This window comes from Euzebyella marina (genome assembly GCF_014855515.1).
Classification (GTDB): domain Bacteria; phylum Bacteroidota; class Bacteroidia; order Flavobacteriales; family Flavobacteriaceae; genus Euzebyella; species Euzebyella marina.
The window spans coordinates 395731-421693 of sequence record NZ_JACYFK010000001.1 but is presented as its reverse complement, the minus strand read 5'-3'; the positions used below and the strand labels follow the sequence as shown (position 1 = coordinate 421693).

Annotated in this window: 24 protein-coding genes; 4 read left to right on the top strand and 20 right to left on the bottom strand. The window is 38.9% G+C overall.

Features of this window, described 5'->3' with window-relative positions; genetic code table 11:
* Positions 1–5 precede the first annotated feature (5 nt).
* Positions 6–1037 (top strand): MobB family relaxase, encoded by a 1032-nt coding sequence (gene mobB, locus IL356_RS01625; protein ID WP_121847527.1) that lies wholly within the window; start codon positions 6–8, stop codon positions 1035–1037.
* Positions 1034–2479, top strand: a complete 1446-nt coding sequence (locus tag IL356_RS01620; protein WP_121847528.1) for a type IV secretory system conjugative DNA transfer family protein — start codon at positions 1034–1036, stop codon at positions 2477–2479. Before mobB ends, IL356_RS01620 begins: the two co-directional genes overlap by 4 nt.
* Positions 2480–2626: 147 nt before the next feature.
* Here the strand turns inward: IL356_RS01620 and IL356_RS01615 are convergent, their stop codons facing one another.
* Positions 2627–5482: a TrlF family AAA-like ATPase gene (locus IL356_RS01615; protein ID WP_121847529.1), complete on the bottom strand. Its 2856-nt coding sequence runs from the start codon at positions 5480–5482 to the stop codon at positions 2627–2629.
* Positions 5483–5667: 185 nt separating this feature from the next.
* Here IL356_RS01615 and IL356_RS01610 point away from each other — a divergent pair, with 185 nt between their 5' ends.
* Positions 5668–7026, top strand: coding sequence for an RNA-binding domain-containing protein (locus IL356_RS01610; protein ID WP_121847530.1), 1359 nt, complete (start codon positions 5668–5670; stop codon positions 7024–7026).
* A 9-nt stretch (positions 7027–7035) separates the two neighbouring features.
* On the opposite strand, the gene IL356_RS01605 is transcribed toward IL356_RS01610, so the two are convergent.
* The 9 genes from IL356_RS01605 to IL356_RS01565 are packed head-to-tail and all read right to left on the bottom strand — an operon-like array spanning position 7036 to position 14181.
* Positions 7036–7407: a hypothetical protein gene (locus tag IL356_RS01605; RefSeq protein WP_121847531.1), complete on the bottom strand. Its 372-nt coding sequence runs from the start codon at positions 7405–7407 to the stop codon at positions 7036–7038.
* Between the two features lie 7 nt (positions 7408–7414).
* Positions 7415–8254: a DUF4138 domain-containing protein gene (locus IL356_RS01600; RefSeq protein WP_121847532.1), complete on the bottom strand. Its 840-nt coding sequence runs from the start codon at positions 8252–8254 to the stop codon at positions 7415–7417.
* Complete coding sequence (traM, locus tag IL356_RS01595; protein ID WP_121847533.1) at positions 8251–9180, bottom strand: conjugative transposon protein TraM; 930 nt, start codon at positions 9178–9180, stop codon at positions 8251–8253. The genes IL356_RS01600 and traM overlap by 4 nt, the downstream gene beginning before the upstream one ends.
* Positions 9161–9784 (bottom strand): conjugal transfer protein TraK, encoded by a 624-nt coding sequence (locus tag IL356_RS01590; RefSeq protein WP_121847534.1) that lies wholly within the window; start codon positions 9782–9784, stop codon positions 9161–9163. Before IL356_RS01590 ends, traM begins: the two co-directional genes overlap by 20 nt.
* A gap of 11 nt (positions 9785–9795) precedes the next feature.
* Positions 9796–10638, bottom strand: a complete 843-nt coding sequence (locus tag IL356_RS01585; protein WP_121847535.1) for a hypothetical protein — start codon at positions 10636–10638, stop codon at positions 9796–9798.
* A 2-nt stretch (positions 10639–10640) separates the two neighbouring features.
* Positions 10641–11216: a conjugal transfer protein gene (locus tag IL356_RS01580; RefSeq protein WP_121847536.1), complete on the bottom strand. Its 576-nt coding sequence runs from the start codon at positions 11214–11216 to the stop codon at positions 10641–10643.
* A gap of 4 nt (positions 11217–11220) precedes the next feature.
* Positions 11221–13623, bottom strand: a complete 2403-nt coding sequence (locus IL356_RS01575; protein WP_121847537.1) for a TraG family conjugative transposon ATPase — start codon at positions 13621–13623, stop codon at positions 11221–11223.
* On the bottom strand, positions 13616–13894 hold the full coding sequence (locus IL356_RS01570; RefSeq protein WP_121847538.1) for a hypothetical protein: 279 nt from the start codon (positions 13892–13894) through the stop codon (positions 13616–13618). The genes IL356_RS01575 and IL356_RS01570 overlap by 8 nt, the downstream gene beginning before the upstream one ends.
* Positions 13894–14181: a hypothetical protein gene (locus tag IL356_RS01565; protein WP_121847539.1), complete on the bottom strand. Its 288-nt coding sequence runs from the start codon at positions 14179–14181 to the stop codon at positions 13894–13896. Before IL356_RS01565 ends, IL356_RS01570 begins: the two co-directional genes overlap by 1 nt.
* Before the next feature lie 189 nt (positions 14182–14370).
* Between IL356_RS01565 and IL356_RS01560 the strand changes: the two genes are divergently transcribed.
* Complete coding sequence (locus IL356_RS01560; RefSeq protein ID WP_121847540.1) at positions 14371–15003, top strand: N-acetylmuramoyl-L-alanine amidase family protein; 633 nt, start codon at positions 14371–14373, stop codon at positions 15001–15003.
* A gap of 76 nt (positions 15004–15079) precedes the next feature.
* Here IL356_RS01560 and IL356_RS01555 read toward each other — a convergent pair whose 3' ends face one another.
* The 10 genes from IL356_RS01555 to IL356_RS01510 all read right to left on the bottom strand — a co-directional run bounded on the left by IL356_RS01555 (position 15080) and on the right by IL356_RS01510 (position 25851).
* Positions 15080–17545, bottom strand: coding sequence for a S8 family peptidase (locus IL356_RS01555; RefSeq protein ID WP_121847541.1), 2466 nt, complete (start codon positions 17543–17545; stop codon positions 15080–15082).
* A 7-nt stretch (positions 17546–17552) separates the two neighbouring features.
* Complete coding sequence (locus tag IL356_RS01550; protein ID WP_121847542.1) at positions 17553–18536, bottom strand: AAA family ATPase; 984 nt, start codon at positions 18534–18536, stop codon at positions 17553–17555.
* Positions 18537–18592: 56 nt separating this feature from the next.
* Positions 18593–19255 (bottom strand): P-loop NTPase family protein, encoded by a 663-nt coding sequence (locus tag IL356_RS01545; protein WP_121847543.1) that lies wholly within the window; start codon positions 19253–19255, stop codon positions 18593–18595.
* Positions 19239–19991, bottom strand: a complete 753-nt coding sequence (locus IL356_RS01540) for a hypothetical protein (RefSeq protein WP_121847544.1) — start codon at positions 19989–19991, stop codon at positions 19239–19241. Before IL356_RS01540 ends, IL356_RS01545 begins: the two co-directional genes overlap by 17 nt.
* Before the next feature lie 3 nt (positions 19992–19994).
* Complete coding sequence (locus IL356_RS01535; protein WP_121847545.1) at positions 19995–20279, bottom strand: helix-turn-helix domain-containing protein; 285 nt, start codon at positions 20277–20279, stop codon at positions 19995–19997.
* Between the two features lie 320 nt (positions 20280–20599).
* A complete protein-coding gene (locus IL356_RS01530; protein ID WP_121847546.1) occupies positions 20600–21436 on the bottom strand; it encodes an RteC domain-containing protein in 837 nt (278 codons plus the stop codon).
* Positions 21437–21711: 275 nt separating this feature from the next.
* Positions 21712–22626, bottom strand: coding sequence for a helix-turn-helix domain-containing protein (locus IL356_RS01525; protein WP_121847547.1), 915 nt, complete (start codon positions 22624–22626; stop codon positions 21712–21714).
* Between the two features lie 5 nt (positions 22627–22631).
* Positions 22632–23120 carry an asparaginase domain-containing protein gene (locus IL356_RS01520; RefSeq protein ID WP_121847548.1) on the bottom strand — a complete coding sequence of 163 codons (489 nt, stop codon included), beginning with the start codon at positions 23118–23120 and terminating at the stop codon, positions 22632–22634.
* Positions 23121–23189: 69 nt separating this feature from the next.
* A complete protein-coding gene (locus IL356_RS01515) occupies positions 23190–24404 on the bottom strand; it encodes a site-specific integrase (RefSeq protein WP_121847549.1) in 1215 nt (404 codons plus the stop codon).
* Between the two features lie 337 nt (positions 24405–24741).
* Positions 24742–25851: a family 16 glycosylhydrolase gene (locus IL356_RS01510; RefSeq protein ID WP_121850580.1), complete on the bottom strand. Its 1110-nt coding sequence runs from the start codon at positions 25849–25851 to the stop codon at positions 24742–24744.
* Between the last annotated feature and the right edge of the window lie 112 nt (positions 25852–25963).

Sequence of the window (25963 nt, the reverse complement as noted above, 5' to 3'; positions counted from 1 at the left end):
AACCTATGTATATAAACATCACCGCACAAAAATTAGGAACGAATTACAGTCAGAGCTCAGCGGATTTTGTGGACTATTTGGAAAAGGAAAACGAGGGTCTGGAAAAAGAAGAGATGGAACATTTTTTCAACCAATATGGCGATGAGATTTCAGCAAAGGAAGTGGTCAAAGAAATTGATGGTAACACTGCCAAGCTGAAAAAGAAAGAACCAAAATTCTATTCCGTCACGGTCAGTCCATCCAAATACGAATTGCGAAAACTTCAAAACAGTAGCGAAGATTTAAAACGATATACCCGAGAGCTGATGAAGGATTATGCAGCCAGTTTCAACCGGGAAATCAATGGACGAAAAGTAGGTGTTAATGATATTAAATACTTCGCCAAAATTGAACACCAACGAACATTCAAAGGCACGGATTTTCAGGTGCGAGAAAACCAACCTTTTGCTACCAAGATTCTTGAATTGAAACAAGAAGTCCGGAAAATCCAACAAGGTGAGGCAAAAGGGAACATCGATAGGTTAAAGCTAAAAATTGCCAAACTCGAACGAGAAGCACCGCACCAACAAAATGGTAAGCGTATTGTCCAGGGAATGAAAAAGGCAGGCAACCAAAGCCACATTCATATTATCGTCAGCCGAAAGGATGCATCCAATTCCTTCAGTCTTTCCCCAGGAAGCAAGCACAAAGCATCCGAAGTTGAGATGCACGGAAAGAAAGTGAAACGTGGTTTTGACCGTGACCAGTTTTTTGAACGTGCCGAAAAGACCTTTGATAAGACATTTGGCTATAAACGCAACTATGCTGAGACCTATAAGGCCAAAAAGGATTTTGTCAAAAACCCAAAACTCTATTTCGCAGCTTTAATGAAATTACCAGCCAATGAAAAAGCAATGGCCTTTAAAATTATGGGTAAGTCTGGCATTCCATTAATCCCAAATATCCCGACCAGTAAAGCACAATTAGCACTTCGGGTTTTTAAGCGACTTAGGAAAGGTGCAGAAATCACAGTCAAATCAAGCTCTATTGGGATATGAGTTGGTCATTGGTAGAAATAATGATATATGTTGTTGTGCCTGTTCTTTCGGTAGCCATACTTCTCTATGCTTTTTACGATAGTGAACTAACGGGAAAAACAGATAAACGATATCAGGTAAAGTTCCTGACAAAATCGGGAAGATTTCAGATAGACAACATAAAGCGTGGTGCATCCGTCATCGGTTCTGCAGGAAGTGGGAAGACCGAAAGCGTTGTCTATGGCTTCTTAAAACACTTTCGTGAAAATGGTTTTTGTGGAATCATTCACGACTACAAAGACTTTGAGCTGACCGAAATGGCGTATCCGCTTTTTAAAGAAAACGAAATTCCAATGAAGGTCATTTCATTTGATAGGATTATCCATCGGGTAAATCCCATTGCACCGAGGTATTTAGAGAATGAAGAAAGCGTAAATGAAGTGTCGAGGGTTTTGATTGAAAACCTCTTGGAACAACGAGAATCGGGAACCACCGGAACAACCAAATTCTTCAACGATGCTGCTGAAGGATTAATTGGCGGATTGATTTGGAAATTGAAATCCGATTATCCGCAATTTTGCACCTTGCCCCATTTGATTGCCATTTATCAAATGCTCGATACCGATAGCCTGATCCAGTTTCTTGAAACCAATACCACATCGAGAGCAATGGCAGATGCTTTCATTAGCGGAAAGGATTCCGAGCGTCAAACAGCTGGTGTAAAAAGTACCTTGGCCAATGCGTTAAAACGCATCAGCACCAAACGTATTTTTATGGCATTGTCTGCGGATGAAGTGCCTTTGAACGTAAATGATGAAGAAAATCCAGCCGTGATTTCGGTGGTGAACAATCCCAAATTTGAAACCTCTTATTCGCCAGTAATCGCTACCATCATCCACACCATCACCAAACAGATGAGTGTGCGTAATTCCAAACCTTCATTTCTATTAATGGAAGAAGCACCGACCATTCGCTTACTCAATATGCACCGCATTCCAGCGACACTGCGAAGCTATGATATCGCCACCATTTATGTAATGCAGGACAAAATCCAAAACGATATGATGTATGGCGATAAGGCCAGCAAAGCTATTTTGAGTAACCTATCCTATCAATTCTTTGGCAAGGTCAATGACCCAGACACGGCAAAGTATTACGAACGTTTTTTTGAAATTATCAAAAACCCAACAAAAAGCATAAGTAAGGCCGCCAACATCTTTAAAACCGACACCCGAATAACAAAAGGCGAAAGAGAGGTTTCCAAAAGAAGAGCAGATATTTTCTTTAGGCTCAAACAAGGTGAGTTCGTCACCTTTGCAGACGGGAAGGATAAGAAAGTACGGTTCAAATTATCAAAAATCGAAAGACAACTTCCACAGGATACCAAGCGATATTCGGAAGCAGATTTGAGAGCGAATTTTGAAAGGATTTATGATGAGGCGAGGTCGATTTTTAGAGGATAACAACTAAGCAAGTTTCTCAATCGATTACCCCAAAATATTTAAGTATAGCACTGATGAAAAGTAAAAATTAGAAAAGTTCTAACAATTAGTTTTCCGTACTTTTTATGAAACCACCACATTCTGAGGTCATTTTTTTATAGTTATCCATTAAAAGCCATATTTATCTTTTCTAAGCCTGAACGCCTTTTCGCCACCTTCCATTACAGATGTAATTTCGTTTTTAATCTCTTTGGTGTCAATAGCACCTTCTGCTTTGATAATCCCTCTTGTTTGTGAGCTGGCATCTTTATAGTCGCAGCAAATCACTAATTCGGCATCGCCGTTAACTACCAAATTGGCATTATGGCTCGTAAAAACCAATTGCCTTTTCTTTTTGGCATTCCAGATATTTTGGATTATTGCATCAATAGCTCTATTGTCAATGTCATCTTCGGGTTGGTCGATTAGTAAAGGTATTCCGGGCTGGTTGAGTAATACTGTAAGTAGTGCCGTAGCCTGCTGCCCAGCAGATGCATCTCGAAAGGGAATTTCATCGCCAAGTTCATTATTTGTTGTATAAAAGAATTCAGGGTCAAATTCTAATTCTGTTGCTGTCAATTGTAACCAGTCATCGGTTGTGATTTTGGATTGCATCTTTAATTTGTGGTCTTCGCTGAATCCGGTTGAGTCCAAGATTGGTGTAGATGGCAATTCTTCTGGATTCTCTTCATCAAGTTTAAATTCTGCCAATAATCTTAATTCTTCAGAGATCGCTATAAATTCAGAAATTGGGTCATCTTTGCTGCGGATATGTGCTATTAATGCATCTATTCGCTCTTCTCTGATTCTCGTTCCTTCAAGAATAGAACGTAATTTTTCCTTGAAATTAGCAAGATTGATATTTTTGGTAACTACTGCTTTAATAAGGTTATTTGATAAATCGGTGAAATTTGTTGCTTGGTCATTTAATACCTGAACTTTTTCCAAGTGCAGTTCCTTCCATTCTTCTTTATAGGCGTTATAGTCGTTTTCTGGATTTCCAAGCTCTTTTAATACTGATTTCCTATCGGCAACTAAACTATTAATCTCTGCCAGACGGTCTTCAAGTTTTTTAATATTCGTTAGTTGTTCTTGACTTGCTATGGACTTCCCCTTGGCAGCCTCATATTCACTATCGAACTGCGCTTGCTTTTTCCCCCATTCTTCTACAATTTCGGTGTACTGCTTTAATCCGCTCTCATTAAAAATATCCTTCAGATTTTGAACAGCTTCGTTGATATTTTTGAATTTTGTTTTGACCTCTGTATTAAGATTTTCTATCAAATCCTTGTTCTCTATGTTGTCAATGTGAGGCTCAATAGGTTCTGGGTATAATTTCAAAAGCTCAAGAAGCTCATCAGCTTTAGACTCAAAAAGCGATAGTTCAGATTCAGTATTTTCTATAATTGTCTTCTCTAACTCAAATTTTGATTTTTTGTTAATTGTTTTTTGGTCAGCTTCCGAAATCCCTTTTAAAGACTCTCTAATACCTTTAACTTGCCCCTTTATAGAACTACCTTCAATATTGAAATTTGCTATCTCATTCTGCACTTTCTTTTTGCGTACTAATTGATTGTACGCATTTTTGAGTTTTAGATTTGTTTCGTCTAAATTGTAAGAAGTACGCTCTAAGCTGCTCTTAATAGGTTGTTCTATAAACCGCTTTAGTTCTTCTGTCTTTACACCAACATCACTAAGTTGTTTTTGGCTATAGGATTGTATTGGCAGTACTTTTCGAATATCTTCTTCACTAACTTTTTGAAATTCACCATCACCAATTTTCAAAAGTATTTCCCTGCTGGCAGAATTTCTTTTAACGATGTGGCGAACATCATTTTTCACCATTGTAATTCTCACTTCACCATCAACGGCTGTCAACGTTTTCCTTATTAGCGTATCTCTTCGGTTCTGAATAATATCCAATTCTTGATAGTTGCCTATTTTAACCGTTTGGTCACACAGTCCCCATCTTATGTATTCTAAAATAGTTGACTTGCCAGTTCCTCTTCCACCAATCAAGGCGTTATATTGCTGATTGAAGTTGATATTGAAACCACCCAGAAATTTAGAGTTTGTAACATCCAGCGATTCAATAAATATTTGAGGCATTTCTGGCTCATTCTGAGAAATTCTGGATTCTTTGGCCAAACAGGCCTGCCGAATAGCTTCTGCAGTTGGTTCTGCCCATTTAACCCAAGTAGAATATTTTCCAAACTCACGACCGTCCTCGTACCTATTATCTGAAGTAGATACAAGACCTATGCTCTTGTTTCCGTAGTTGACATCCCCACCGTTAATTTTATTTTGATAACCGGATTCCTGTGATATGTCCTTATCAACATAACCGCCAACGCAAGGCATTTTAATGTAGTGCTCTTGGAAGCCTTGACGTATTATGGAATGTTGGCCACCTTTCCCAACATTAGGAAGTACAATGTACCTACCTTTACAATAGCTAACTTCATCTAAAATTTTATGAAGCTGGGGAAGGTTGTTGATTACCTCTTGGGAAATTCTCTGGGTTTGTACCGTTTGTCTGTCATAGGGGTCTGTAGGTTGTATGCCAAGAAAATTAAGGACAGAGTTGAGATGGGTATCCTCGAAATCTGCATCAAAAATAATAATAGTCTGGCTTGCAGGATTGGAAAGGCTGAGTTCAATGCCTGGGAAAACCGTAACTTTTTTCTCTGGCTCGCCCATTATGTCGTGTATCTCATTCTGCTCTATGGCGACCCTTCGTAAGTGTTGGACAAAAACCACATCGTGATGGTCTGTCATAGCGATGGCGTTAATTCCTGCACTGCTTATTTTGTCTAAATATTCCTTACAAAATTGATTTCGGTTATCATCAATTTGCTGTTTGTCCTCTTGAGTTAAACCTTCTACTTGCTCTGGATTTACACCATAACGTGCACCTGTCCAAGCAATATCGCGAGGGCTGTGTACCTGAAAATCACATCGATAAAATTTTGCGCCTTTATTCATGAAAAAATAGTGATATTAAAATCGATAAAGTTAATTAACATTTTATGGATTTTAACATTTCACAACAGTTTAGTTTTAACAAATGTTTTCTTGCAGATTGAATCATCGTAATCTTATTATATCTGTTTTTTGCTAAAACCCACAATTTAATATCACTATCTTTATCCCCTAATTTACCTTGATGAATGCCAGAAACAAACCGTATAGAATACAAACGAGAACTGTCCGATGGGCTTGAAAAAGAGGTCATTGCTTTTTTGAACTATCGCGAGGGTGGTATTCTCTATATCGGTATTGACAAAAACGAGAATGTTTACGGTTTGGCGGATTCGGATGGCGACCAACTTAAGATTAAGGATAGGCTAAAGAACAACATCCGACCTTTCGCATTGGGTCTGTTTGACATCGTGAGCGAGGAACGGGATGGTAAAGACATCCTTAAAATTATTGTCGCCAGCGGTCCTGAAAAACTGTATCATCTTAGAAAGTATGGGATGAGCGAAAAGGGGTGTTTTATCCGTATGGGTTCATCTGCAGAGCCAATGTCCCAAAAGATGATAGACGAGCTCTTTGCTAAGCGCACACGAAATTCCATCAGCAAAATTAAATCTGGACGACAGGACCTGAGCTTTGGACAGTTGAAAATCTATTACGAAGAAGCTGGCTATAATTTGGGGAAAGCCTTTACAAAGAACCTGGAATTGCTTACCGAAGATGGCGCATTCAATTACGCAGGCTATCTTTTAGCTGACAAGAACAATACCTCTATTAAAGTGGCCAAGTATTCAGGCAAGACCCGAACAGATCTCATTGAAAGTAACGAATATGGTCACGAATGCTTGGTAAAAGCGACCAAGCAGGTCATTGATAAGATTGCCGTCGAGAACAGAACAGCCACAAAAATTACCGCAAAGGAACGACAACAGGCCAATCTTTGGAATCCCATCGCCTTACGGGAAGCTATTATCAATGCATTTGTGCATTACGACTATACCAACGAGATTACCCCAAAGTTTGAAATCTTTTCGGACAGGATAGAAATTACATCAGCTGGTGGTCTGCCCGAAGGTTTGAGCAAAAAGGAATTTTTTGAGGGCTTTTCAGTCCCACGGAATAAAGAACTGATGCGAATTTTTAAGGATTTAGAACTGGTGGAACAATTAGGTTCTGGCATCCCTCGTATTTTGGAACACTATGGCAAAGAGAGTTTTAGTTTTTCTGATAACTTTCTTAGAATGACATTTGAGGCTAAAGAAACTACTGTTGATGAAGGTGGTGCAAAAGGTGGTCTAAAAGGTGGTCAAATAGGTGGTCAAATCGAAAAGGATATTGGTGCCATTTCTGAATTAACACATAGACAAAAAGAAGTTCTGAAGTTAATTGCTCAAGATAATCGAATAAGTCGTTCCGGTATTGCAGAAGTATTACATATCAATGAATCTGCAATTCAAAAACACCTCAATAATTTAAAGGATGCTGGATATATAGAGCGTGTGGGCGGAACAAGAGGCTATTGGGAAATCAATCTCGATAAAAATAAATAAATACGTTTTTCAAAAAGGCGATTTATCTTTTGAACCTCTGGCATCTGCCAGCCACTTACCGTTTTGCTTAACCAGTTTGAAAAGGCCGGGTGTTTTATCGTAAGCTGTTGTATATTTTACCCAAGCCACATCACCCATAATCGTGTCCTGCAAAACACTAAAATTGGAATCATCTTTTGGTGTAGCGTTGAACATATTTATGGTATTCATATAGTTAGAATAAGCCTGTGGTGTTGAGTTGGCTTTTAAGGTTTCTTCATCCTTTTCATAAAAGCTTTCGATAACAACTTGGGCTGTAGCACTTGGTCCTGAAACTTTAGTTGTGGAATCTGCACACGAAAGGAACAGCAATACGAGCGTGAAAACGATACTATTTTTCATAATGACTTTAATTTGGGTTATTGATATATCTGTACGATAGTTTCATTTCAATATTTCGTTCACCATCCTTTTCATTCAGTTCTAAAATTGCCCTACGGTCATTGGATAATGAAAATTTTGGCAATACATAAACGAACCGTACCGTTTCACCTTCTGCAATTTTTGAAGGCAGATTATGTTTGTAAATCGGCTCTTGATACAAACGTTGTAATGATTTCCTTTTTCCTTTTTGTCGTGTTTCAATCGAAAGGTTCAAGAAATTCAAATCGTAATCCAAGGTAGAATTATTCTCAATCTGGATGACGAAGTACAGTTCTTCTTTATCGAAAACGATATTCTCAACACGTAAAACAATACCTTCATTTCGCTTTTTGATTCGACCAATGCGCTGTTTCCTATTGAGAAGGTATGCGCAGAATTTTTGGTAATGGTACGTTCTGTTATCTACACGCTCTTCAGAAGATTCAGCAAGAATTGAATCGGTTACAATCGGTTTTTCATTTCCGATACTACTTGATATCGGAATAAAATAATTGAGCTTAGAAAGCTGTTTTTTATACCTTACAATATACGAAAAAATCGAGCCATTTCGGTTGATTACCAGCAAATTACTTTCCTTTCCAGGCTTGGCTTGCAACAGTCCAAAATATTGTTCTTTTTCACGATTGTAGGTAAAGACAAAATTATCTGAACCGGTTATACCTTGCCGAATAGGTTCTGGGAAGAATAGTGCCACATTTTTAGTGTCATTTGCATAAATGGTATCAAGTAAGTGGGTGGTTTGTGCGTTCGCTTTCGCGAAAGCGAAAACAAATACCATTATGAATATATAATTATATCGTCTCATAGTTTTGGTTTTAGGATTAATCTGTAATTGTTCAGGACGGTTACTTTTACCCTGCGGTTAGAACGCCTAAATACTTGTGTAAGTCCGCCAACTTGCGGTACGCTGGGAATATTAATATCGCCAATAACATCATCAAATACCTCTCTGGTTACCTCTTCCCTAAAGTTGTTTTCGACATAGATACCCTCACTACCGTCTTGCAAATCGAAGGCTTTTAGTTTAGTGGGATGGTGTTTAATATTCTCAATTTCAATTAAAGCACGATTGGGCTGGAAACTGATAAAGCCAAAAACAGGCGTGTTCTTTGGCATAAGTTTACCATTGATAGTAGCCGATTTGGTTAGGCGCATCCGTAATCGGGTATTTGCTTGAACAACCTGGTCACCATCTACGACTACGTAAATCGTTTCATCAGTATTGCCGATAATTGAAACTTCATTGGGCTTGGGCGAGGCCGCAAAGAACAGTTGATGTTCCAGGCCCAATTCTTCGGCTTCAATTTTTTGTTCTCTTTTAACTTCAGCAGAATCCACCTTTGGTGTTGTTTGTTGAACAACTCGCTTTTGTCCCAAATTTTGATAGCGTTTTTCGGAATACTTAATCTTGCCAGCCTTGTAAATACTATCCACAATGCGTTGCTTTTTTTGTTCTGGCAAATCAGGATTGTACAGTCCCGTAGAATCCAAGAGCTTTTCATCGTAGATGCTCGGTGCGGTGCTTTCACGCACTTCCTTGAGGTCGTTTATGGCATCGAGTTTGGAATCGTATTCCTTTTGGTCATCTTCCAGTTCAGGAACAAGCGTCTGTTGCAAGGTGTCTTCATCATTGTCCTCATCTTCCATAAGCATTACTGAATACGAGATAAGGAAGAGGAAAATGATGGCGAGTACACCAGCAAAAATGATTTTATTCTTTTCTACTTTCATAATCTATTTTTCTTAAAGTGTTTTCGAAATAATTGGTAATCAACAATCCGTGTGGATTGTTGGGAAAGTTTCGGTCTACCATAATCAAGTTTCCTGTAGATACCAATTCGTAAGTGTCAATGACTGAACCTCTATTGATTTCAAAAATGGTTACTGTCCTGAAGACGTAGCTTCCGTTTTGCTGCTCTACTTGCGAATCGATGCTCAGCACTCTTTGAACAAGGGAATACTGAAGCAATCGATTATAGACACCATCAGCCTTTTTCTGACGGTAGAGATTATCCACCGAGCTGTTGGCCAGCCAAAGAGCCTTTTCCAGATTGCGTTCGTAGTTGCTGGCATCGATGTTATAGAAGTAGTTATGGAACAGTTCTAAGTGAGCCAGAGCTTCGACCCTGAAATTTTCCTTTTGAGTTACGAGCTTTAACGGAATGATACTGCCATCGGTATTGATAGCAAAGGCACTATTGAGAGCAGTTTTGTTCATATTATAAACCATTAAAAGCGAAAAGCTGCTGGATAGCAACGCACAGATGACTACTGCCAAAACAATAAGCCGATTCAGTTTCAATATTTTGTATATGTTCTTGTAAGGTGTTTTCATTCTGAATGGAATTAGTTGGTAAATAATCTGAGGGTAAACGAGGTTGCACGTCTATACAATTTGAATTTTAGAAAAACGATAAAGCCAACTGAGCCCAGTTGAACTACAGGCGCAAAAAAGCCCTGACCTGTATCGGTTCCGAACAGGTTAACCCAGAAATTGGTATTTATTTCCGTGTAAATGGCATTGATAAACACATTGACCAGAAAGAATGCTGGTACGAGCATATAAACGGCAGCGTACAGTTTAAAGAAGGTATAGGCGAGCGAACGGAATTTTTCAAAAACTGCCAAACTAATGACCAATGGAAAAAACGCCTGCATTATTCCCAAGAGGAAAAAGCGTTCTGCTAAAAACAGCGGATAGATAAACAAATCCAATATCCAAAGTATGGTGCTTAGGATAAAGGCCAATATCTTGAACCCATATAATGGTGTTACCAATGCCTCATACAAAAGCGTCATTGCCGAGCTTGCGGCATCAAAAAGGCTGACATCTTCCTCTAATGGTATATCCTGCATTTGCAATGGAAGTAACGCAGGTGCCGTGCCCCTATATTGTTCCTCGATGGCTACCAATATCCCATCAAAGAATCCTAACACCTGCGTTGAAAATATGACCAATAGGACAATGGCAAAATTCTTTGCCAATTCGCCCGGACTCAACCCCCAAGTGTAACCGTCCTTGTCAGCAATACCTTCGTTGTATTTTTTAAGGATGTTGACCAAGAAAAATAGGACAGCAAGTGTTTTCATTCCGGCAATAGTGTATTGCGAAAAGTCGCTGGCCTGTATGGTCTGGAACACCGTATCGATGTATTCCAAGCCAATTCCTAAAATGATGGTCGCAGTCATTGTTAATATCCTATTTCTCGATTATTGACTTTATCCTGCATCTTTCTGAATGAAATAATATCACGATAGCGTTTTGTTTTCATAGTGATGCTGGAAACCATCTGCTTCGATTCCAGTTCCTTGGTTTTCAGGACTTCGGCGCGTTCGGCATCACTCATTTTTAGATAATCACTTGAGAGAACTTCGTCTATAAAATCCACCGTGTCCAAGGAATTTTGTACAATGGTTTCGAAAGAACCCATAACCTTGTCAATTTCCTCGGGTTTGATGTAGGGGGAATTGAGAATATCCTGAAGGTCATTTTGCATTACATCAATAAGGCGCTGATTGTTCTGTGCGATTTCCTCAACTGCCCTAAGCTGTTGGACAACGCTTGAAACTTTTTCAATAGCTTCTTTGGCATCCTTGAGAAATTTTACGGACTTAATCATTTCTGCGGTCTGTTTACCCGATTCCAATAGCTGTTTAACCAAACTGATGAAGTTGGTATTGTCATAGACTGGCATTCCCTGGCACGCAGCGCGTGCAGGCAATAAAAAGATGAATGCCGTTGCGATAATCAAGATTTTTGTTTTCATAACATTATGTTTTAGATGTGAATTGAATTATTGCTTTTTCCATATCCTGATGCTCATTGTAGAGCTTCATTATTTCCTCATTTTCCTTTCCATCCGTTAAGTAGGCGGCATAAACTTCCTTTGGAACTTCCAACCGGAAGATGTTGCTTTCCTTCCCGATTTTGATGAACATTTCGGTGTACTTCCGTGGTCCGGAAAGATTGTTCTTGATGGACTTTAACTGATTCAGGTCGTGGCTGGAAAGATTAAGGCGTTTGACCAGTTCATCATAACCCTTTTCATTGTTTAAGCTGTAAATGACCTGTGTATTTTCAAGAATACTGGCCGATGTAGAATTGTTGGGTAACTGATTGATGGATTGTAAAATAATACCGATAGCACCGTTTTGCTTTCTGATGGCTTGGTAGTAGAATTCCACACTTTCCAGTACATTATCAAACTTCAGTTGCTTCGCAAACTCATCGAACAGGATGATGCCCTTTTCGGCACGATTGCGCCAGATGGTTCTTTGGATGGCCGACTTGATGAGCTTGAGCATTACGGACAAGATTTCCTTATTGTCCTTCACTTCATCCAGTTCAAAAACAATCAATCGTTTGTCCTCAATTTTATAGGTTTGGTCCTCGCTAACTTCAAAGAGAAAACTATATAGACCATCGCCGACATACTCGGATATCACGTGCAGAAAGCTCGTTACATTAAAGTAGTCGGGATGGATTTTTAGGTCGCTCAGAATATCTTTTTGATGCCTTTCTATAAAATTGTAGAAGCCTTCCAGAGAATGGTTTTCAGAAGTGCTATCGTAATAATGACGCAGTATTTTTTTGATCGAAACGGATTGTGCTTTCGTCACTTTTAAATCAGAAGCAAACAATTCAAAAAGGAACACCGATAAATCTTCAAGCCGTTCCGGTGTTAGGTCATTTTTATCGCTAATAAAGAATGGGTTAATACCAAGGTTCTTTCCGCTCTCATAGCGAAGCACGGTGTACTTTTCGGGATAGAGCTTGGCAAATTTGGTGTAGGATCCACCCAAGTCAATAATGACCAAGCGGACACCTTTTTCAAAATACTGGCGCAGTATGTTATTGGCAAGGAACGATTTGCCTTCGCCCGTTGGGGCGAAAATGGCAAAGTTTCGTGCTTTGATACGCTTCTTTCGTTCATCCCAAACATCTTTAAGAACTGGAATGTTATGCTCTCGGTCATTAAAGATGATTCCGGTATCGTCAGATTTGTAGTTGGTATTGTTAATGGACAGGCAAAGTGCTTGTTTCAAATCTGTTACATACAAATCATTGTTCGAGAAGTTGGATGAAAAACAGCAATAGCTGTTCAGGATGTAATTCTTGCGTTCTTCACCTCTTGGATAATATGGGATGATATCCAGTTCCTTGAACTCGGTCTTGATTTTTGAAGTAATGGAATCCAGACTTTTTTTGTCCTTTGCCCAATAGACCACATTCAAATGACCTCGGATAATCCGTGCATTGTCATCGGCATTGATTTGGTCAAGGATGTGCTGGATTTTACCAAGAACCACCTTATTCTGCGAACCGAAATTGGAACTTTTGTTAAGCTCTTCTATTTTCTTGTCGAGCAGCTTTCGCCATTTCTGTTTATCATCCAAATACAAAATTTGGTTTACGATATGGTTCTCGTTCAACGTAAGCCCTAAGCCATCAATAAACCCTTGATGAAATACAAAATCGTCAGAAGTGAATTTCTCATTGGTCTTGCTACTTTGTACACTTTCGCCAAAGCACAGTTCGCTGTTGACGGCCAGGGCATCAAAATGATTGTCACCGATGGTGACGTTTTTCTTTTCCAGTAGGATGTCGGTATCAAATCCTTCACTAAATCCATTGAAGTATGAGCTGGTCAAGTCTTCTATTTCTTTCGCTTGAAGCGGAATAAAACGCATCTTTCTACTATTGTTGATGAAGGACACCGAATCGCTGACCGCATTGGCAAATACCTTAATGTTGTCATCCATTTGCTGGACAATCCCCTTAGAAACCTTCCGGAACGGATTGACATATTTAGAATTGTTGAGTGCCTTGTTTTTAGTCAGGATAAAGAACAGATAGCATTGGTGCTCTATATAACCAAGTCCCTTAAAATGGTTGTGGGTGGCCTTTTCAAGAAAAGATGTGTTGGGCAATTGTTCTGAAGAGTAGGACTTCTTTAAATAGATATCCTGTTTATGAACCACCGTTCCAACAGGTAGTGACTTCAAGGCTTGGAACCACGCACCGTGTATATCCTCAAAGTCCTTTTCAGAAAGCGAATAGATTTCTGGCAGATTCCCTTTATAGCACAACACCACATTGCCATTATTGGCAAAGACGATATTATCCTGAATATCTGCAATGGGTTGATATGCTGAGAGGTTCATCTTATTCATATTCAAAACCTGAGTTACGCTTGTTGCTGATGATTTTTGGAAAAGGATTACCCATTTGGAAAAGCTGCGGATTGTTGGCTATTCGAGTCAAGGCAATATAAAGTCCACCATTAAAGACCATTAGCCCGATGATGATGCCAAAGCTGAAGGAAAAAATGATGATGAGCAGTGATGCCAAAATAGATACCATCATCAAGGCAAATAGCGAAATGGGCAGGCCAAATATGACCGCCCGTTTCCGCATATTTCTATAGACTTCAAACTTCTTCACTACACTACGATGCCTATGAGATAGGTGAAGATTCCAACTACCGCGCCTGCGATTAAAACAAATACCAAGACTCGCGTGATTCCTTTTTTGAGGTCTGCGTTTTCACCAAAGAAATGACCTGCATTAAAAAGGAATCCAATAAGGAATATGACCCCTAAGATGATTGGGAAAATGGCTCTGATGGTATCGGAAACATCGTTGACCGAATCTTCAATACCACCAATCTGTGCAAAAAGCGATGTGGATAAGAGCGAAAGAAAGCCCGCCAAATAATATGTTTTTTTCATAACGAATGGGTTTAAATTTTTGGTTCATTTTCGTTATGTGAAATTTACATATATTTGAATATAAATAACTGAAAATCAAATATTTGTGAATAAAATATTATTTGATATTATTTAGTTTTCGATGTTATTATTTGACATCAAATTCTATGAAATTTTGAAGTGGAACTGTTAATAAGAGAAAAATTGAAAATGAAAAAGTGGCTCAAAAACGTCAGTTTTATGATTTTGCTTCTCAAAAGTTGCATCTTTTTGGGTCAGGATTTGGATGAGAAAAAAATCATCGTAATTGACCCTGGCCACGGCGGAAATGATTCCGGTGCAATTGGGGTAAATAACTTAAAGGAAAAGAGTATAACCTTGGAAATAGCAAGGTTGATTTCAGAATTGGCCGAGAAAAACCACAATAAAACTGTGGAAATTTATCAAACACGTTATAGCGATACCTTAATTTCTTTAAGTGATAGGGGCAAGCTGGCCAAAGTTCTAAATGCAGATTTGTTCCTGTCCTTGCATTGCAATCATTCGGATAATCCTAATGCTCGTGGTGTAGAAATCTATGTGTTCAATCAAAGGTCGAAGTTTTTGGATGAAGCAACTTGGTTGGCGTTTCAATTACAAGCTGATTTGAATGACAAGTTGGGATTTGAAAGTAGAGGCGTAAAGTTTTCCAATTTTCAGGTGCTTCGGGAAACGAAGGACTTTATGCCATCCGTTCTATTGGAATTGGGGTTTTTAAGTCATCCTAAAGAGGAAAAATATCTTGTAGTCACAAAGAATATTACACTCTTGGCGAACATCATATTAAAATCAATAAACAATTAATCAATGAAAGAACTATCTCAAAAAATTTTACATAGTCTTAAAGCAATTTCAAAAACGACATAGAAGTAATAATTTCTTATATCAAAATGTCTATTTGATTGAGAACGGGATTATATAGGTCAACCGTATTGTCTGGTGATTCAATAGATAGAATTAAACTGTACCTGACTTGACTATTGTAACGCAACAATTTTTTTCTGGTACGCCACCAACCATTGACAGGATAAATGGCAACTTTATTTCTGGTAGCTAAGTCGGCAGCGGTGCCTTTCCAAATATCTTTATGCACAGAGCCCTTATCCCGAACTTTATTTCCGATAATCCAACTTTCTCCGGAATACGAACCATTTTGGTCTTCTAATCTAGCTTCGCGATTTACTCTTTCCCGAAAATGTTCAATAGTTTCACCCGAATCAATCATTTTAAACCGCAGACCGTGAGATTGATAGTAATATGATTTACTGTATTGCTTGTTGCCGGGGTTTGGTTCTATAAAATAACATAATGTGGCCGTAAGGGTTACTTCGCTATCAAATAATCCCGTTAGAACATCGGTAGGCCAAGGTAAACTGTGTAAATGCATTTGATTTGTTTTAACCGTACCATCATCAAGTATAAAAGGACTCAAAGATTCTTGCGCAATAAAGGTAAGTGAATTGTTTGCGCTTCTTACAGCTTTTTGAAAATCGGGAACGCCGTACCCAAAAGTTCTTAGAAGCCTGATTTGTTCTGTGTTGTTCAATTCCTGTATAGCCCTGTTACCAAGCATTTCATTTGTCCAATCGGCCGAATGAACAAGAAGGCCCTTTATGGTTTCTGGCCATAATGTGGGATATTGCGAAGTTAGCATTGCTGCATACCTAGAGGCCAAAGCTGTAGCTCCACTGGTATCACCAAAGCTGGAAAGAGGTTCGGTTCTAAAATTTTTTCCAACGGAAAGTACTCTTAGTGAATCTGGGTCGATTATACCTCCGTTATGAATACCATAATTGCCACCTTCCATAACCAGTTCTGGCTTTAGAGCCCAATTGTTTTCCCACATTACTGAAGTGCTATTGCTTGGTGACATACCACCTGCAGGTACTAAAGGTGTTGCTCCATTAAATTGACCTTGGTCTATGACGGTTTTTTGGGTAAATGAACCAATGGTAAGTGCATTGAAGGCCTGTGCAGGGTCGTGTATAGATTCTTCAAAATTCTTTTGTGGATATTCCGAAATATTAAATATCACGGTATTTCCGCTTGAGACACAGAACAGTGATTTGTCATCAGTTGTACCTTCCTCTCCAAAAGCAATTTTATCTACGGAGCTTGACCACGATGATGGTTTACCTTTGTCACGTCCATCAGTAGCAGTTACCGCCATTGCTAATACTCGCTTGTTGGTAGGGTTTAGAATTATTGCCCTGGCAATGGCTTCTTCCGTTACTGCACCATATAATTCAGGTTGATGCGGGTTGTTGGGATGAATTAATTTGATAGATTCAAGCCGATGGAATATTTCAATATTTGAGTTGTCCTGCAATAAATCGGTAAGGTCTCCATAAAGTGCAATTCCTGCCATTGGTGTTCCGTGGCCGTGGGGATGTGTGTCGGCATTTCCCCATTCAGGGTTTACGGAATCCATATTGTCTTCTGGGATAAAACCCTGTAGCAAGGAATGACCTCGGTTTACACCTGTGTCCAATAAGCAGATTATAACGGAATCATCAGTGGTTCTATCAATCGTTCTATTTCTTAGGTCCTCAACCCAATCGTTGGCATCATCGTTATTTAATCCTGTGAAAAAATCAGCAGCTTCTTTGGGTTTTCTTAATTCTGCTAGTTTATCAGTATATAACAGAGTAGTTGATAGTTCTCTTGCTGTACCTCGAATCATTCGAACAATGTGCTCTGGGAACAACAATCTCCGTTCAGCAACCACAATTACATTATCTAAGAGCATATTTATCATCTCCTCATCTTCACGGATGTCGTTTTGTGAGTTGTCTCGTCGTAACCAAACTTCCCACCAAACTTCTTCATCGAGACCAGGAAAATCGATTTCATCCTCTTGCCAAAAACTTGCCAAAGTAGCCTGCTGTATATTAGCAATATTATTGAGCAGCTTAGTGTTTCTAGGGTTACCGGAATCACTGTCCTTCTCGGGATCTAGATAAGCTTCGATTTTTCTCAGGAATTTGGATATTCCATTGGTGTTTAAAAACACACAAGCCCTGTAGCGTTCGTGTTCCTGACCGTCAATTATGACTTTTTCCAATTTTGACGATACAAAACGATGGTCGCCACTTCTACCATCTTCAAAACTATCAAAGGCCAAAAGGCAATCCTTTTCAGAAATAAACTCCAGATATACAAAATCCATATCTGTATTTTGCCTAAAGGCCATTTCAGCCATTTGAAGCTGGTTGCGCAACGCATTTCCGTGAGTGTTTCTATTTCTCCCAATTGGAGTTACTCTATCCCGTCCTGTGCTTGGGCTTGTATAAGACTCGGTAGATGCATACCCAGAAAGAATTATGTGTTCTAAGTTTCTAGGCATTTATAAATTAAAACTTGGTCTTTTTATTTTGGATAAATTTAAAAAGAGTAGCGGAAGACACTTTTTCTGTGTTTTGTACAATCATCTCCTTAATTGCATCCTTACAAGCATTGGAAACGTCCGCAAAACTAAGTCCTACAGCCTCTTTGGCAAGTGCATTCACGGTTTTGCCTTTGGCAAGCGAGTACCCCTTTAACTGAACTTTGATGAGTTCGGCAATTTCCTTGCTGCTTGGTAAAGGATATTGTATAATGTCATCGAATCTCCTGAATAACGCCTTATCAAGAGATTCAGGAATATTGGTAGCGGCAATCAACAAACTATTCGATTGGTCTTTCTCAATATTCATTAAAAAACTGTTTAGAACACGCTTGATTTCCCCGACATCGTTACCATAGCTGCGATTTGAACCTATGGAATCAAATTCATCAAACAGGTAAACCGCTCTATGTTGGTACATCGAATCAAATATCAATTTAAGCTTTGCTATAGACTCACCCATATAGCGACTAATCAATCCATCCAAACGGATAATGAACAATGGAATTTCCAAGTCGCCAGCAATTGCTTTGGCCGTCATTGTTTTTCCACAACCAGGAGGGCCAACTAGCATTAATTTTCGCCTTGGTTCTAAATTATGCTGTAAGAGCTGATCAAATTTCAGTTGTTCTGAGAGAATACGTTCAATAGCTTCCGAAACTTGTTCGGTCAAAACCATATCCTTGGTTTTGATATGTGGTCTATAAACTTCTAGTAAATCCTTTAACTCTCTTTGGGCTTCATTTACAGGAAGAATTCTTGTTTTTGAAACTGAATCGACTTTTCGCTTTGACTTGATTTTTTCAATCAAGACCTTCAATTCCTCAGCAAGTTTTGTATGCCCTTTTTTGGCTTCAGAAGCGGCAATTTGCATTGCGGTGGTGTAAAAACGATTATCGTCTTCGTCACCAAAACTTTGTAATAATGCCTTTATTTTTTCTGCCGCTGCCAAATTATTTTTAACAAAAATAGTAAAATGAAAATTTTAATTCTCTAGCAATTGCATATTTATTTTCTCTTATCCCCAGCCGCCTTATCAAAAGCAATCAAATTAAAGAGTTCACGCATCCGGCTTCGGACACGATTGCCGTAGCGTTCTTCCAGTTCTTCGGCGTTAAGGTTAGTGGTGGCGTGGGTCTTGATTTTTCGCTTGGTGGAAAGGTAAAGCTCGTAGCGTGATAAAAGTACTTCGCCCATTACGTTCAAGTCCTTGCCATAAAATCGGCCAGCAGGTTCAACTCCCAAATCGTCAAAACAATAGAATTTGGTATTGCCATATTCCTCGACCGTTTTAAAGCCCAAATGGTTAAACCCAAAGGTTACGTTTCGGCAGGGAATCACTTCATACGGACGTTGTAAGGGTACGATATGCCGTAATAATTTCATCAGGCTTGTTTTTCCGCATCCCACAGGGCCGGAAAGCAGTATGCCCTTGTCAATATCAATGCCATTTGCGTTGCAATATTCCTTGTCTTTGATAAAGTAGGAACAGAGCTTCAAGAGAATATCTCTGTCCTCATCATAAATCCTAAACTTTTTGCCGAACAACAGCTTTCCTTTGGCATTCAGGTAAATTATGATTTTAGGAAAATCGTACACTATGCTTTTCCCGTCGAATGTTCCGATCGAATATTCCACGCTACCTTCTGTGATTTTAGAGGGGTTGTCCATAGTCTTTTGTTTTAGTGGTACGCAGGTTGTCCTTGATTTGGGATGCTTGTTTTTTGTTTGGTTTGTTTTCGGTGTCGAACAGTTCGGTACGGTCCATCCAGTTGATGGCCACCGCACGCCAGTCACGAATCGGTTCCCCATCGCCTGTTTGCCAATTTCGATCAGTATAGTGCTGATAGAATTTTTCCGCTTCATCGGCATCAAAATTCTTTTCCTCAAAAAAATCAGTGACGGCCTGACAGTCCTTTGGCTGTTTTATATAGTTTTCCTCTTTGGTATTGTTTGTATTAGATACCAATGCTTGTCCGCTGGTGGGACGGTGCGGGTTCACTACCTGTCCGTTTTTGGGATGGTTGTGTCCTCCAAGCGGTACACCTCTGGGATAGTACTGTTCCGCAAGCTGTTCTAAAATGGGATTGTACTGTCCCGCATCCGGTTCATCACTTGTCCCGATAATGGACATCTTCACTTTGCTGCCCTTGTACGGATTGTTTGAAGGAAAATAGGAGAGGTATTGCCAACCGTCCAAATCGACGATGCATCTGTGGTAGGTAGATTTTGAGCCAATCTTGGCCACACGCATCAGCTCTCGGCGGTTCACGTAGAACTCTTCGGCAAAACGGTTGCTGTTCCATTCCTGGAACAGGGCCATATACAGGCTGATATGGGTCGGGTTTAGGCGGTCATCAAAATAGAACTTTTCAAAAGCCGCATTGAGTAGCTTTATGTAGTTCATCGTTTACGGATTTAGACCGTGGTGCACACGGTTAGCATCCATAACCTTTTGAATTTCCTCGGCATCGTAGTAGATTATTCCACCAACCTTTGTATAGGGCAATGTGCCATTGATGCGTAGGTTTTGAAGTGTTCCCGGACTGACTTGAAGTAAGTCCATAACCTCGGATGATTTAAGGTATTTCTTGAGCCTGCCCTTCGATTGTTTGGCAAGCAGGTTTTTGATGTCATCGAGCAATTCCATTTTGAACTCCCGAAGGTCGTCTGTGGTTATAATACTTGTTGGCATAATAGAACGGTTTAAAAGAAAGGGACTGCCGCTTTGCTTTCAACTAATTTGACAGGCCCTGACCCAATTTGACTTTCGTTCTACAAATTTGATATGGATTATTGGATTTTCTTCCCCAGTACGACCGTACTACGGTCAAAATTTAACATCTTGAAATTTGGTATGCTTTGGTGCGGTTTGATATAGTTGATGCCGAAATTTATACTTAAATCGAACTGAATTTTATGGACATTCGCTGAAAACCAAAACACCGTAGTTCAACCGTAGTACGGTAATTTTTTAACATTTAGATTTGATAAGAAAACAGCTGGAAAATGATATTATTTCTCGCTTTTATCCATTTCGGAAAGAAGGGAAGTGGATAGCTCATCGAGGAAAAGGGTTCGGCTTTTTTTCCTGTATTTGATGTCTTGATAAGTTTTGTAGATGTCTTTCGGCTCAACATCAAAAATCTGGCTTAAGTAATCTGAAATTTTAACAATACTCAGATTGTTTTTAGCGCCAAGCCCTTTAGCGTGAAGCGCATAAATGAGTTCCACATAGTCTGTATTGCTGAACGGCCAATGCATTTTTTCGGTGTGAGATAATGAAATCTCATTTCCATTCAACCCATTCTTCAATTTATTTTGCTTGTCCACTAAATATTTGGTTAGGGACTTGTAGGCATTGTATTTGCCGAGCAACATATCTCTTGCTGTACAGAATTCTGGGTCTTGAAAATAGAATTTTGAAAGTGTGATATGATACCCATTGAGATAATCACGAGTGTAATACTCTTTATCAAAATGCGTCTGCCCTGATTCGATGTATCTTCCGAAGTCCAGATTATAGAGAAAGAATCGATTGAGTTTGTTGCTTTTCTTTTTGACGGATTTGAGCTGCCTTTTTAAGTCGATTTTCGGGAACTGAATTTCAAACGAATGGATTTCGGAATAGTAGATTAACTCAACGAGAGGGACTTGTTTGGTTACTTTAAAAAAATGGATTTCGTCTTGAATGGATTTGAAGCCTTGCGACAGAACCTCTTTTTTAAGCAAGCTTAATGAATCACGGCAGAGCCCAATGGAACGGTGTGCCCTTTCAAGGATGCTCTCGTTTTGAAGTTTTATATCATCAAGTTCTTTTTTTAGTCGCTGTGTTAATAATTGAAAGTCCATAAGCAGGTGTATTTTGATATGAAACCATAGAAATGGGATTTAGTTGATGCGGTTGGTTAGATGATATCATAGTCCTGCAAAATGATATAAATGAACGCCACAGGTCATTAAATTTGTGGCTCATTGGTGTATTTTATGGAACTCTCACTAAAATAATTTTACTTCATAAACGTACAAGGAAAACTTGCCGTATTTAATTACGGAACGAGCCGTATTTTTCTACGGAAACTCTGAGAGACAATGAATATGCTTAGGTCTTAAGAGAGGTAATTTAATTATCTTTTTTTGCGAAACCGCTTTAAAAATTCACGACGGTTCTTCACACCGGTTTTCTTGAAGATATTTGAGGCGTGTTTTGATACGGTGCTTTCGGCAATGAAAAGTTCCTCGGCAATTTTCTTATAACTAAGATTGCTAAGAATGGATAACGCAACTTCAATTTCCCTTCTCGTTAAATCCTCATAGATTATCTTGCGCTCTACAGATTCTTCGCGTTGTTTTTTCTTCAGGGCAAACACTTCATACATTCGGGTATTGTTTTCCAAAAAGTATAGATACCTATCTACCTCAATGGCTGTAATGGCAAAGAAGGCCAAGTTCATTACGGTAAAAGTTATCCATTGATAATCGCCTATCACGGTGCAAATTGGCAACAGAGCTATACTCGCTACGCTCACCATAGACAATTTGTTTCGCCTTAAAATAAACGCATTCGGATTGCTCGGATTTGAAATACGTCTATAGAAAATGATGAGAAATATAAACGCTATTAAGGATATGGGAATAGTAAAAAGAAAGCGAGCCGCATCCAAAGAGTCTGTCAAAAAATAAGGCATCAAAAAAAGGACAACATAGCTGCCACTCGCTAAAAATGCGAGATTTTTAATGGATGAGTTGAATTTCAATACGACGATGTCATATTCTTTATAGAGGTAGTAAACGATATATACGCATAACGCAATGGCCACGCCATACGTAATGATATATTGAAGGATGAATGGCCCTGGAAAGTTCTCTATGGGTAAAAATCCGCCCGTAGCATTGTACGTTATGAAAAGGATGCCGAGATATAAAAACCGTCGAAGGCTACTTCGTGCATTTCTTCTCGAAAAGTAAAATGTGAGCAATACAATGACCGTATCTATTAAAAGATAAAAGAAAGTTGTCCAATGTATTGACGTGCCAAACATTTACTTTACTGGTCATTGCGCTCAAATTTGTTGGTTTCTAAATTTTTTGAAACATTGTTCCAATTGAAAATCTGTCCGTTCATAGCAATATAAACATCCGGTTTTAGAAGCTGTAATGAGCTCAGTGCATAGCCTAAATTAAATGGTGCATCTGTCTCTGCAGATGAACCTAAAATGAAAGACCCAACCAGTACGATGGTTTTATTCAGGTTGAGTTTTCCGATATATTTTGCGGTATCTTCCATTGTGAAAGTACCGTGAGTTATCAAAATTTTTGTCGCAGCAGATTCATTTATCTTGCAAACCAACTGCGCTCTGTCCTCATCTGTGATGGCCCTGCTATCCTTTTTGAACACACTTTTGATGGTGTAATCAAAATCAATATTGGCACTCTCAAGAAAACTTTGAATCGTGACATTTGATTGGGTGATTCCTTTACCATCTACATAATCCAGTCCTTCTATGGTGCCGCCGGTTGTAAGAATATGTATCATAAAATAGGACTTGTTGTGACCTATAAAGATAATGGAATTTGAGATACTGTAATTTGAAGTATTACCTTCTCAGAAGTTAATTACATTTTCCAAAGCATCATCTGCATCTTTATGAATGAAATTAGCTTGATAGTTAATGGTGGTTTTCAAATCCGTATGGCGATATAATTTTTGAAGCATAAGCGGGTGAATGTTGTCGCCTGCAATATTGCCAAAAGAGTGTCGAGCAATGTGCATCGTAACTTTTTTCTGGATGCCTGCTCTTTTCGCAATCTTTTTAAGGTGGTCATTGAATTTTTTGTTCGCTACTTTTTTCTTTCGATATATGTCTTTCGCATCAGATAAGTCGGCTTTTTTCATTTCGGAGAAAACAAAGTCATCATCATTTACTCTTTCCTCAACATACTGTAATAAGATTTTTTCAACTTTAGCTGGAATTTTAAGCGACAGTAACTTTGAATTTTTTCCCATTCTATAATTCAATCGCCCATCATAAATCTCGGACCATCTTATAAACAACACATCTGAAACACGCATTCCAGCAAAATAGAAACTGAACAACCAAACATTTAATGAGTGTCTTTCCATATCAGTTAGTTCAGTAACACTTTCAAGGGCTTTTATTTCTTTACTTGAAAGCCCTGTTTTTGTGGTTTCGGGAAATTTGATTTTAAACTTATCCTTTCCAAAGGGATATATTTCCTTGCTAACAACCTTATCTCGAATAGCTCTATTAAATAGTAATCGTATCAAGACCATTACATTCATTGCAGTAGTTTCAGTTAATGAGCAAGAACCTTTTAAATGAATCTTAAATTTTTTGAGAAAGCGCTCATCGATTTCTTGAAAAGTCAAATGTCGGCCAGAGCAATATTTTTCTATATAGCTTACCCAAGCTGAATCTGTAGAATGGCGATTGATTTTCTTTTCGGCCTCTAAGGCTTCAAGATGCTCGTCAGCAAAATCAAAAAATGTTAAGCTCGAAGTTGGCTTGTATATTTCTTTTTTGATTTGTCGAGCAGAAGCAGCTTTATTATCCGTCTGTAGTGCAATAAGCCCTTTTCTGGCTTCGGATAGTTTGGAAGCTATCAAATTGTTTAGACTTTCAGCTTCAGAATGCGATTTTTTTACCTTTAGGTTTTTAGAGTCCCAATCCTCTAATTCAATATAATGACCTATATGTTTGTAAGTTGAACGACGGTCTTTGGTTATCCTTATCGCAAGCGGAAAAAGCCCTTTTGCGTTAGGCTTTTTGCGAAGTATTATTTTTGCACTCGTTGACATTTTGAACCTGTTTTAGATACGAAAGCCAAATCAGGTACAACATTTTGTCAAAAATTCACTCTAAAGATACGTCTTTACTACGAATTTTGGGTACAACATAGGTACAACAAATGTTGATATTAACTGATATTAATTGACTTTAAATAAAATGATGAAAAACATAAACAATTGAAAATGAGTTTATTTATGCTTTATTGGTGCAATATATACCAGACTTAGGATCTAGTGCCGCAAGGTGTGAGAGTTCGAGTCTCTCCGCCTGTACAAACAGAAAAGCCTTTCGATATCGAAAGGCTTTTTTTGTTTTTCTAAAGTTTGAAAAATTATGAATCGAACTTTATTGATAGATTCGTACATAGTCTATTTCAAAAGTATCTTGAGAGAACGATTCGGGAACTTCACCTCCGAGATTTCCGCCCATAGCAACATTCAATATCAAGTAGTGATCATGGTTGAAAGGCTTGTTCTCAGAATTCGTAAGCTCGTAAACCATGGTGTCGTCAACGAACGTTTTAATAGAATCGGCCGACCATTCCATTACGTAAACATGGTATTCACTTGAAGCATTTGAAACTGGGGCAGTTCCTCCTTCGTTTTTATATTCCTCAGTATTTAAATCACCCCAATGAAAGTGAGATATGATACTGTTTTTATCACCACCTGTCTGTTCCATTATGTCAATTTCGCCACTAAGGGGCCAGCCAACTGCACCGAACTGATCACCGAAATAATTGCCCGTTTCGTTAACATCTACCCCTAAGGTCCAAATAGCCGGCCAAGTTCCCCCACTTTCGGGCAGTTTGGCGCGTACTTCAACACGACCGTAGGTGAAGGCAAATTTAGAATTAAGTCTGGCCGAAGTATATTCTTTGGTAGAGCCACTTGTTGTATACTGTTCTTTGAATACATTGATTTTCAACGTTCCGTCTTCAACTGATGAATTTTCGGGCCTTTCGGTATAATGCTGAAGCTCGCCATTATGCCAATTACCATTGTCTGGCGGTATTGTTTGGTGATGCCATTTTTCAGGGTTCGGAGCTCCTTCGTATTCAAACTCATCTTCAAACACCAAAGTCGTAAATTGTTCGTCTGATTTAAAGACTTCTACCGTAAGGGTTTCAGTGGTAAAACTCCCGTTTTCAGAATAAGCCCAGGCAACTATGGAATAGGAGTGCGTACCTGTTTGAGTAAATGTATATTCCATAGTGCCCGATGGGCTATCAATCTGGTCTCCGTTTTCGAAGCGAAAGGCATATCTCACGGCATTTTCTGCTGCGGCCTTTACTTGAACTCTTCCTGAGCCATCGCCGTTGGGGTTACTGTCACTAGATCCGATTAAGGTAATATTCAAATCAAGCGCTGAAGGACTGTCATTTGTGTCGTTGTCACCTGAACTACAAGAAAGAACTAGGGTGAGTGCCATCAAGGCGATATTCAATAGATTCATTTTAAAGATTTGATGAAAATTCATATTGTTCATAGCAAATTAACTTCGGAAATTGCCCCGGACCATGACCGGGGCCTTTCCTTTGATTTAACTAACTGCAACCTACCAACTT

Bases quoted from the DNA above. Each gene is read 5' to 3' on its own strand.
- mobB (WP_121847527.1), top strand. From the start codon at position 6: ATGTATATAAACATCACCGCACAAAAATTAGGAACGAATTACAGTCAG.
- IL356_RS01620 (WP_121847528.1), top strand. From the start codon at position 1,034: ATGAGTTGGTCATTGGTAGAAATAATGATATATGTTGTTGTGCCTGTT.
- IL356_RS01615 (WP_121847529.1), bottom strand. From the start codon at position 5,482: ATGAATAAAGGCGCAAAATTTTATCGATGTGATTTTCAGGTACACAGC.
- IL356_RS01610 (WP_121847530.1), top strand. From the start codon at position 5,668: ATGCCAGAAACAAACCGTATAGAATACAAACGAGAACTGTCCGATGGG.
- IL356_RS01605 (WP_121847531.1), bottom strand. From the start codon at position 7,407: ATGAAAAATAGTATCGTTTTCACGCTCGTATTGCTGTTCCTTTCGTGT.
- IL356_RS01600 (WP_121847532.1), bottom strand. From the start codon at position 8,254: ATGAGACGATATAATTATATATTCATAATGGTATTTGTTTTCGCTTTC.
- traM (WP_121847533.1), bottom strand. From the start codon at position 9,180: ATGAAAGTAGAAAAGAATAAAATCATTTTTGCTGGTGTACTCGCCATC.
- IL356_RS01590 (WP_121847534.1), bottom strand. From the start codon at position 9,784: ATGAAAACACCTTACAAGAACATATACAAAATATTGAAACTGAATCGG.
- IL356_RS01585 (WP_121847535.1), bottom strand. From the start codon at position 10,638: ATGACTGCGACCATCATTTTAGGAATTGGCTTGGAATACATCGATACG.
- IL356_RS01580 (WP_121847536.1), bottom strand. From the start codon at position 11,216: ATGAAAACAAAAATCTTGATTATCGCAACGGCATTCATCTTTTTATTG.
- IL356_RS01575 (WP_121847537.1), bottom strand. From the start codon at position 13,623: ATGAATAAGATGAACCTCTCAGCATATCAACCCATTGCAGATATTCAG.
- IL356_RS01565 (WP_121847539.1), bottom strand. From the start codon at position 14,181: ATGAAAAAAACATATTATTTGGCGGGCTTTCTTTCGCTCTTATCCACA.
- IL356_RS01560 (WP_121847540.1), top strand. From the start codon at position 14,371: ATGAAAAAGTGGCTCAAAAACGTCAGTTTTATGATTTTGCTTCTCAAA.
- IL356_RS01555 (WP_121847541.1), bottom strand. From the start codon at position 17,545: ATGCCTAGAAACTTAGAACACATAATTCTTTCTGGGTATGCATCTACC.
- IL356_RS01545 (WP_121847543.1), bottom strand. From the start codon at position 19,255: ATGGACAACCCCTCTAAAATCACAGAAGGTAGCGTGGAATATTCGATC.
- IL356_RS01540 (WP_121847544.1), bottom strand. From the start codon at position 19,991: ATGAACTACATAAAGCTACTCAATGCGGCTTTTGAAAAGTTCTATTTT.
- IL356_RS01535 (WP_121847545.1), bottom strand. From the start codon at position 20,279: ATGCCAACAAGTATTATAACCACAGACGACCTTCGGGAGTTCAAAATG.
- IL356_RS01530 (WP_121847546.1), bottom strand. From the start codon at position 21,436: ATGGACTTTCAATTATTAACACAGCGACTAAAAAAAGAACTTGATGAT.
- IL356_RS01525 (WP_121847547.1), bottom strand. From the start codon at position 22,626: ATGTTTGGCACGTCAATACATTGGACAACTTTCTTTTATCTTTTAATA.
- IL356_RS01520 (WP_121847548.1), bottom strand. From the start codon at position 23,120: ATGATACATATTCTTACAACCGGCGGCACCATAGAAGGACTGGATTAT.
- IL356_RS01515 (WP_121847549.1), bottom strand. From the start codon at position 24,404: ATGTCAACGAGTGCAAAAATAATACTTCGCAAAAAGCCTAACGCAAAA.
- IL356_RS01510 (WP_121850580.1), bottom strand. From the start codon at position 25,851: ATGAATCTATTGAATATCGCCTTGATGGCACTCACCCTAGTTCTTTCT.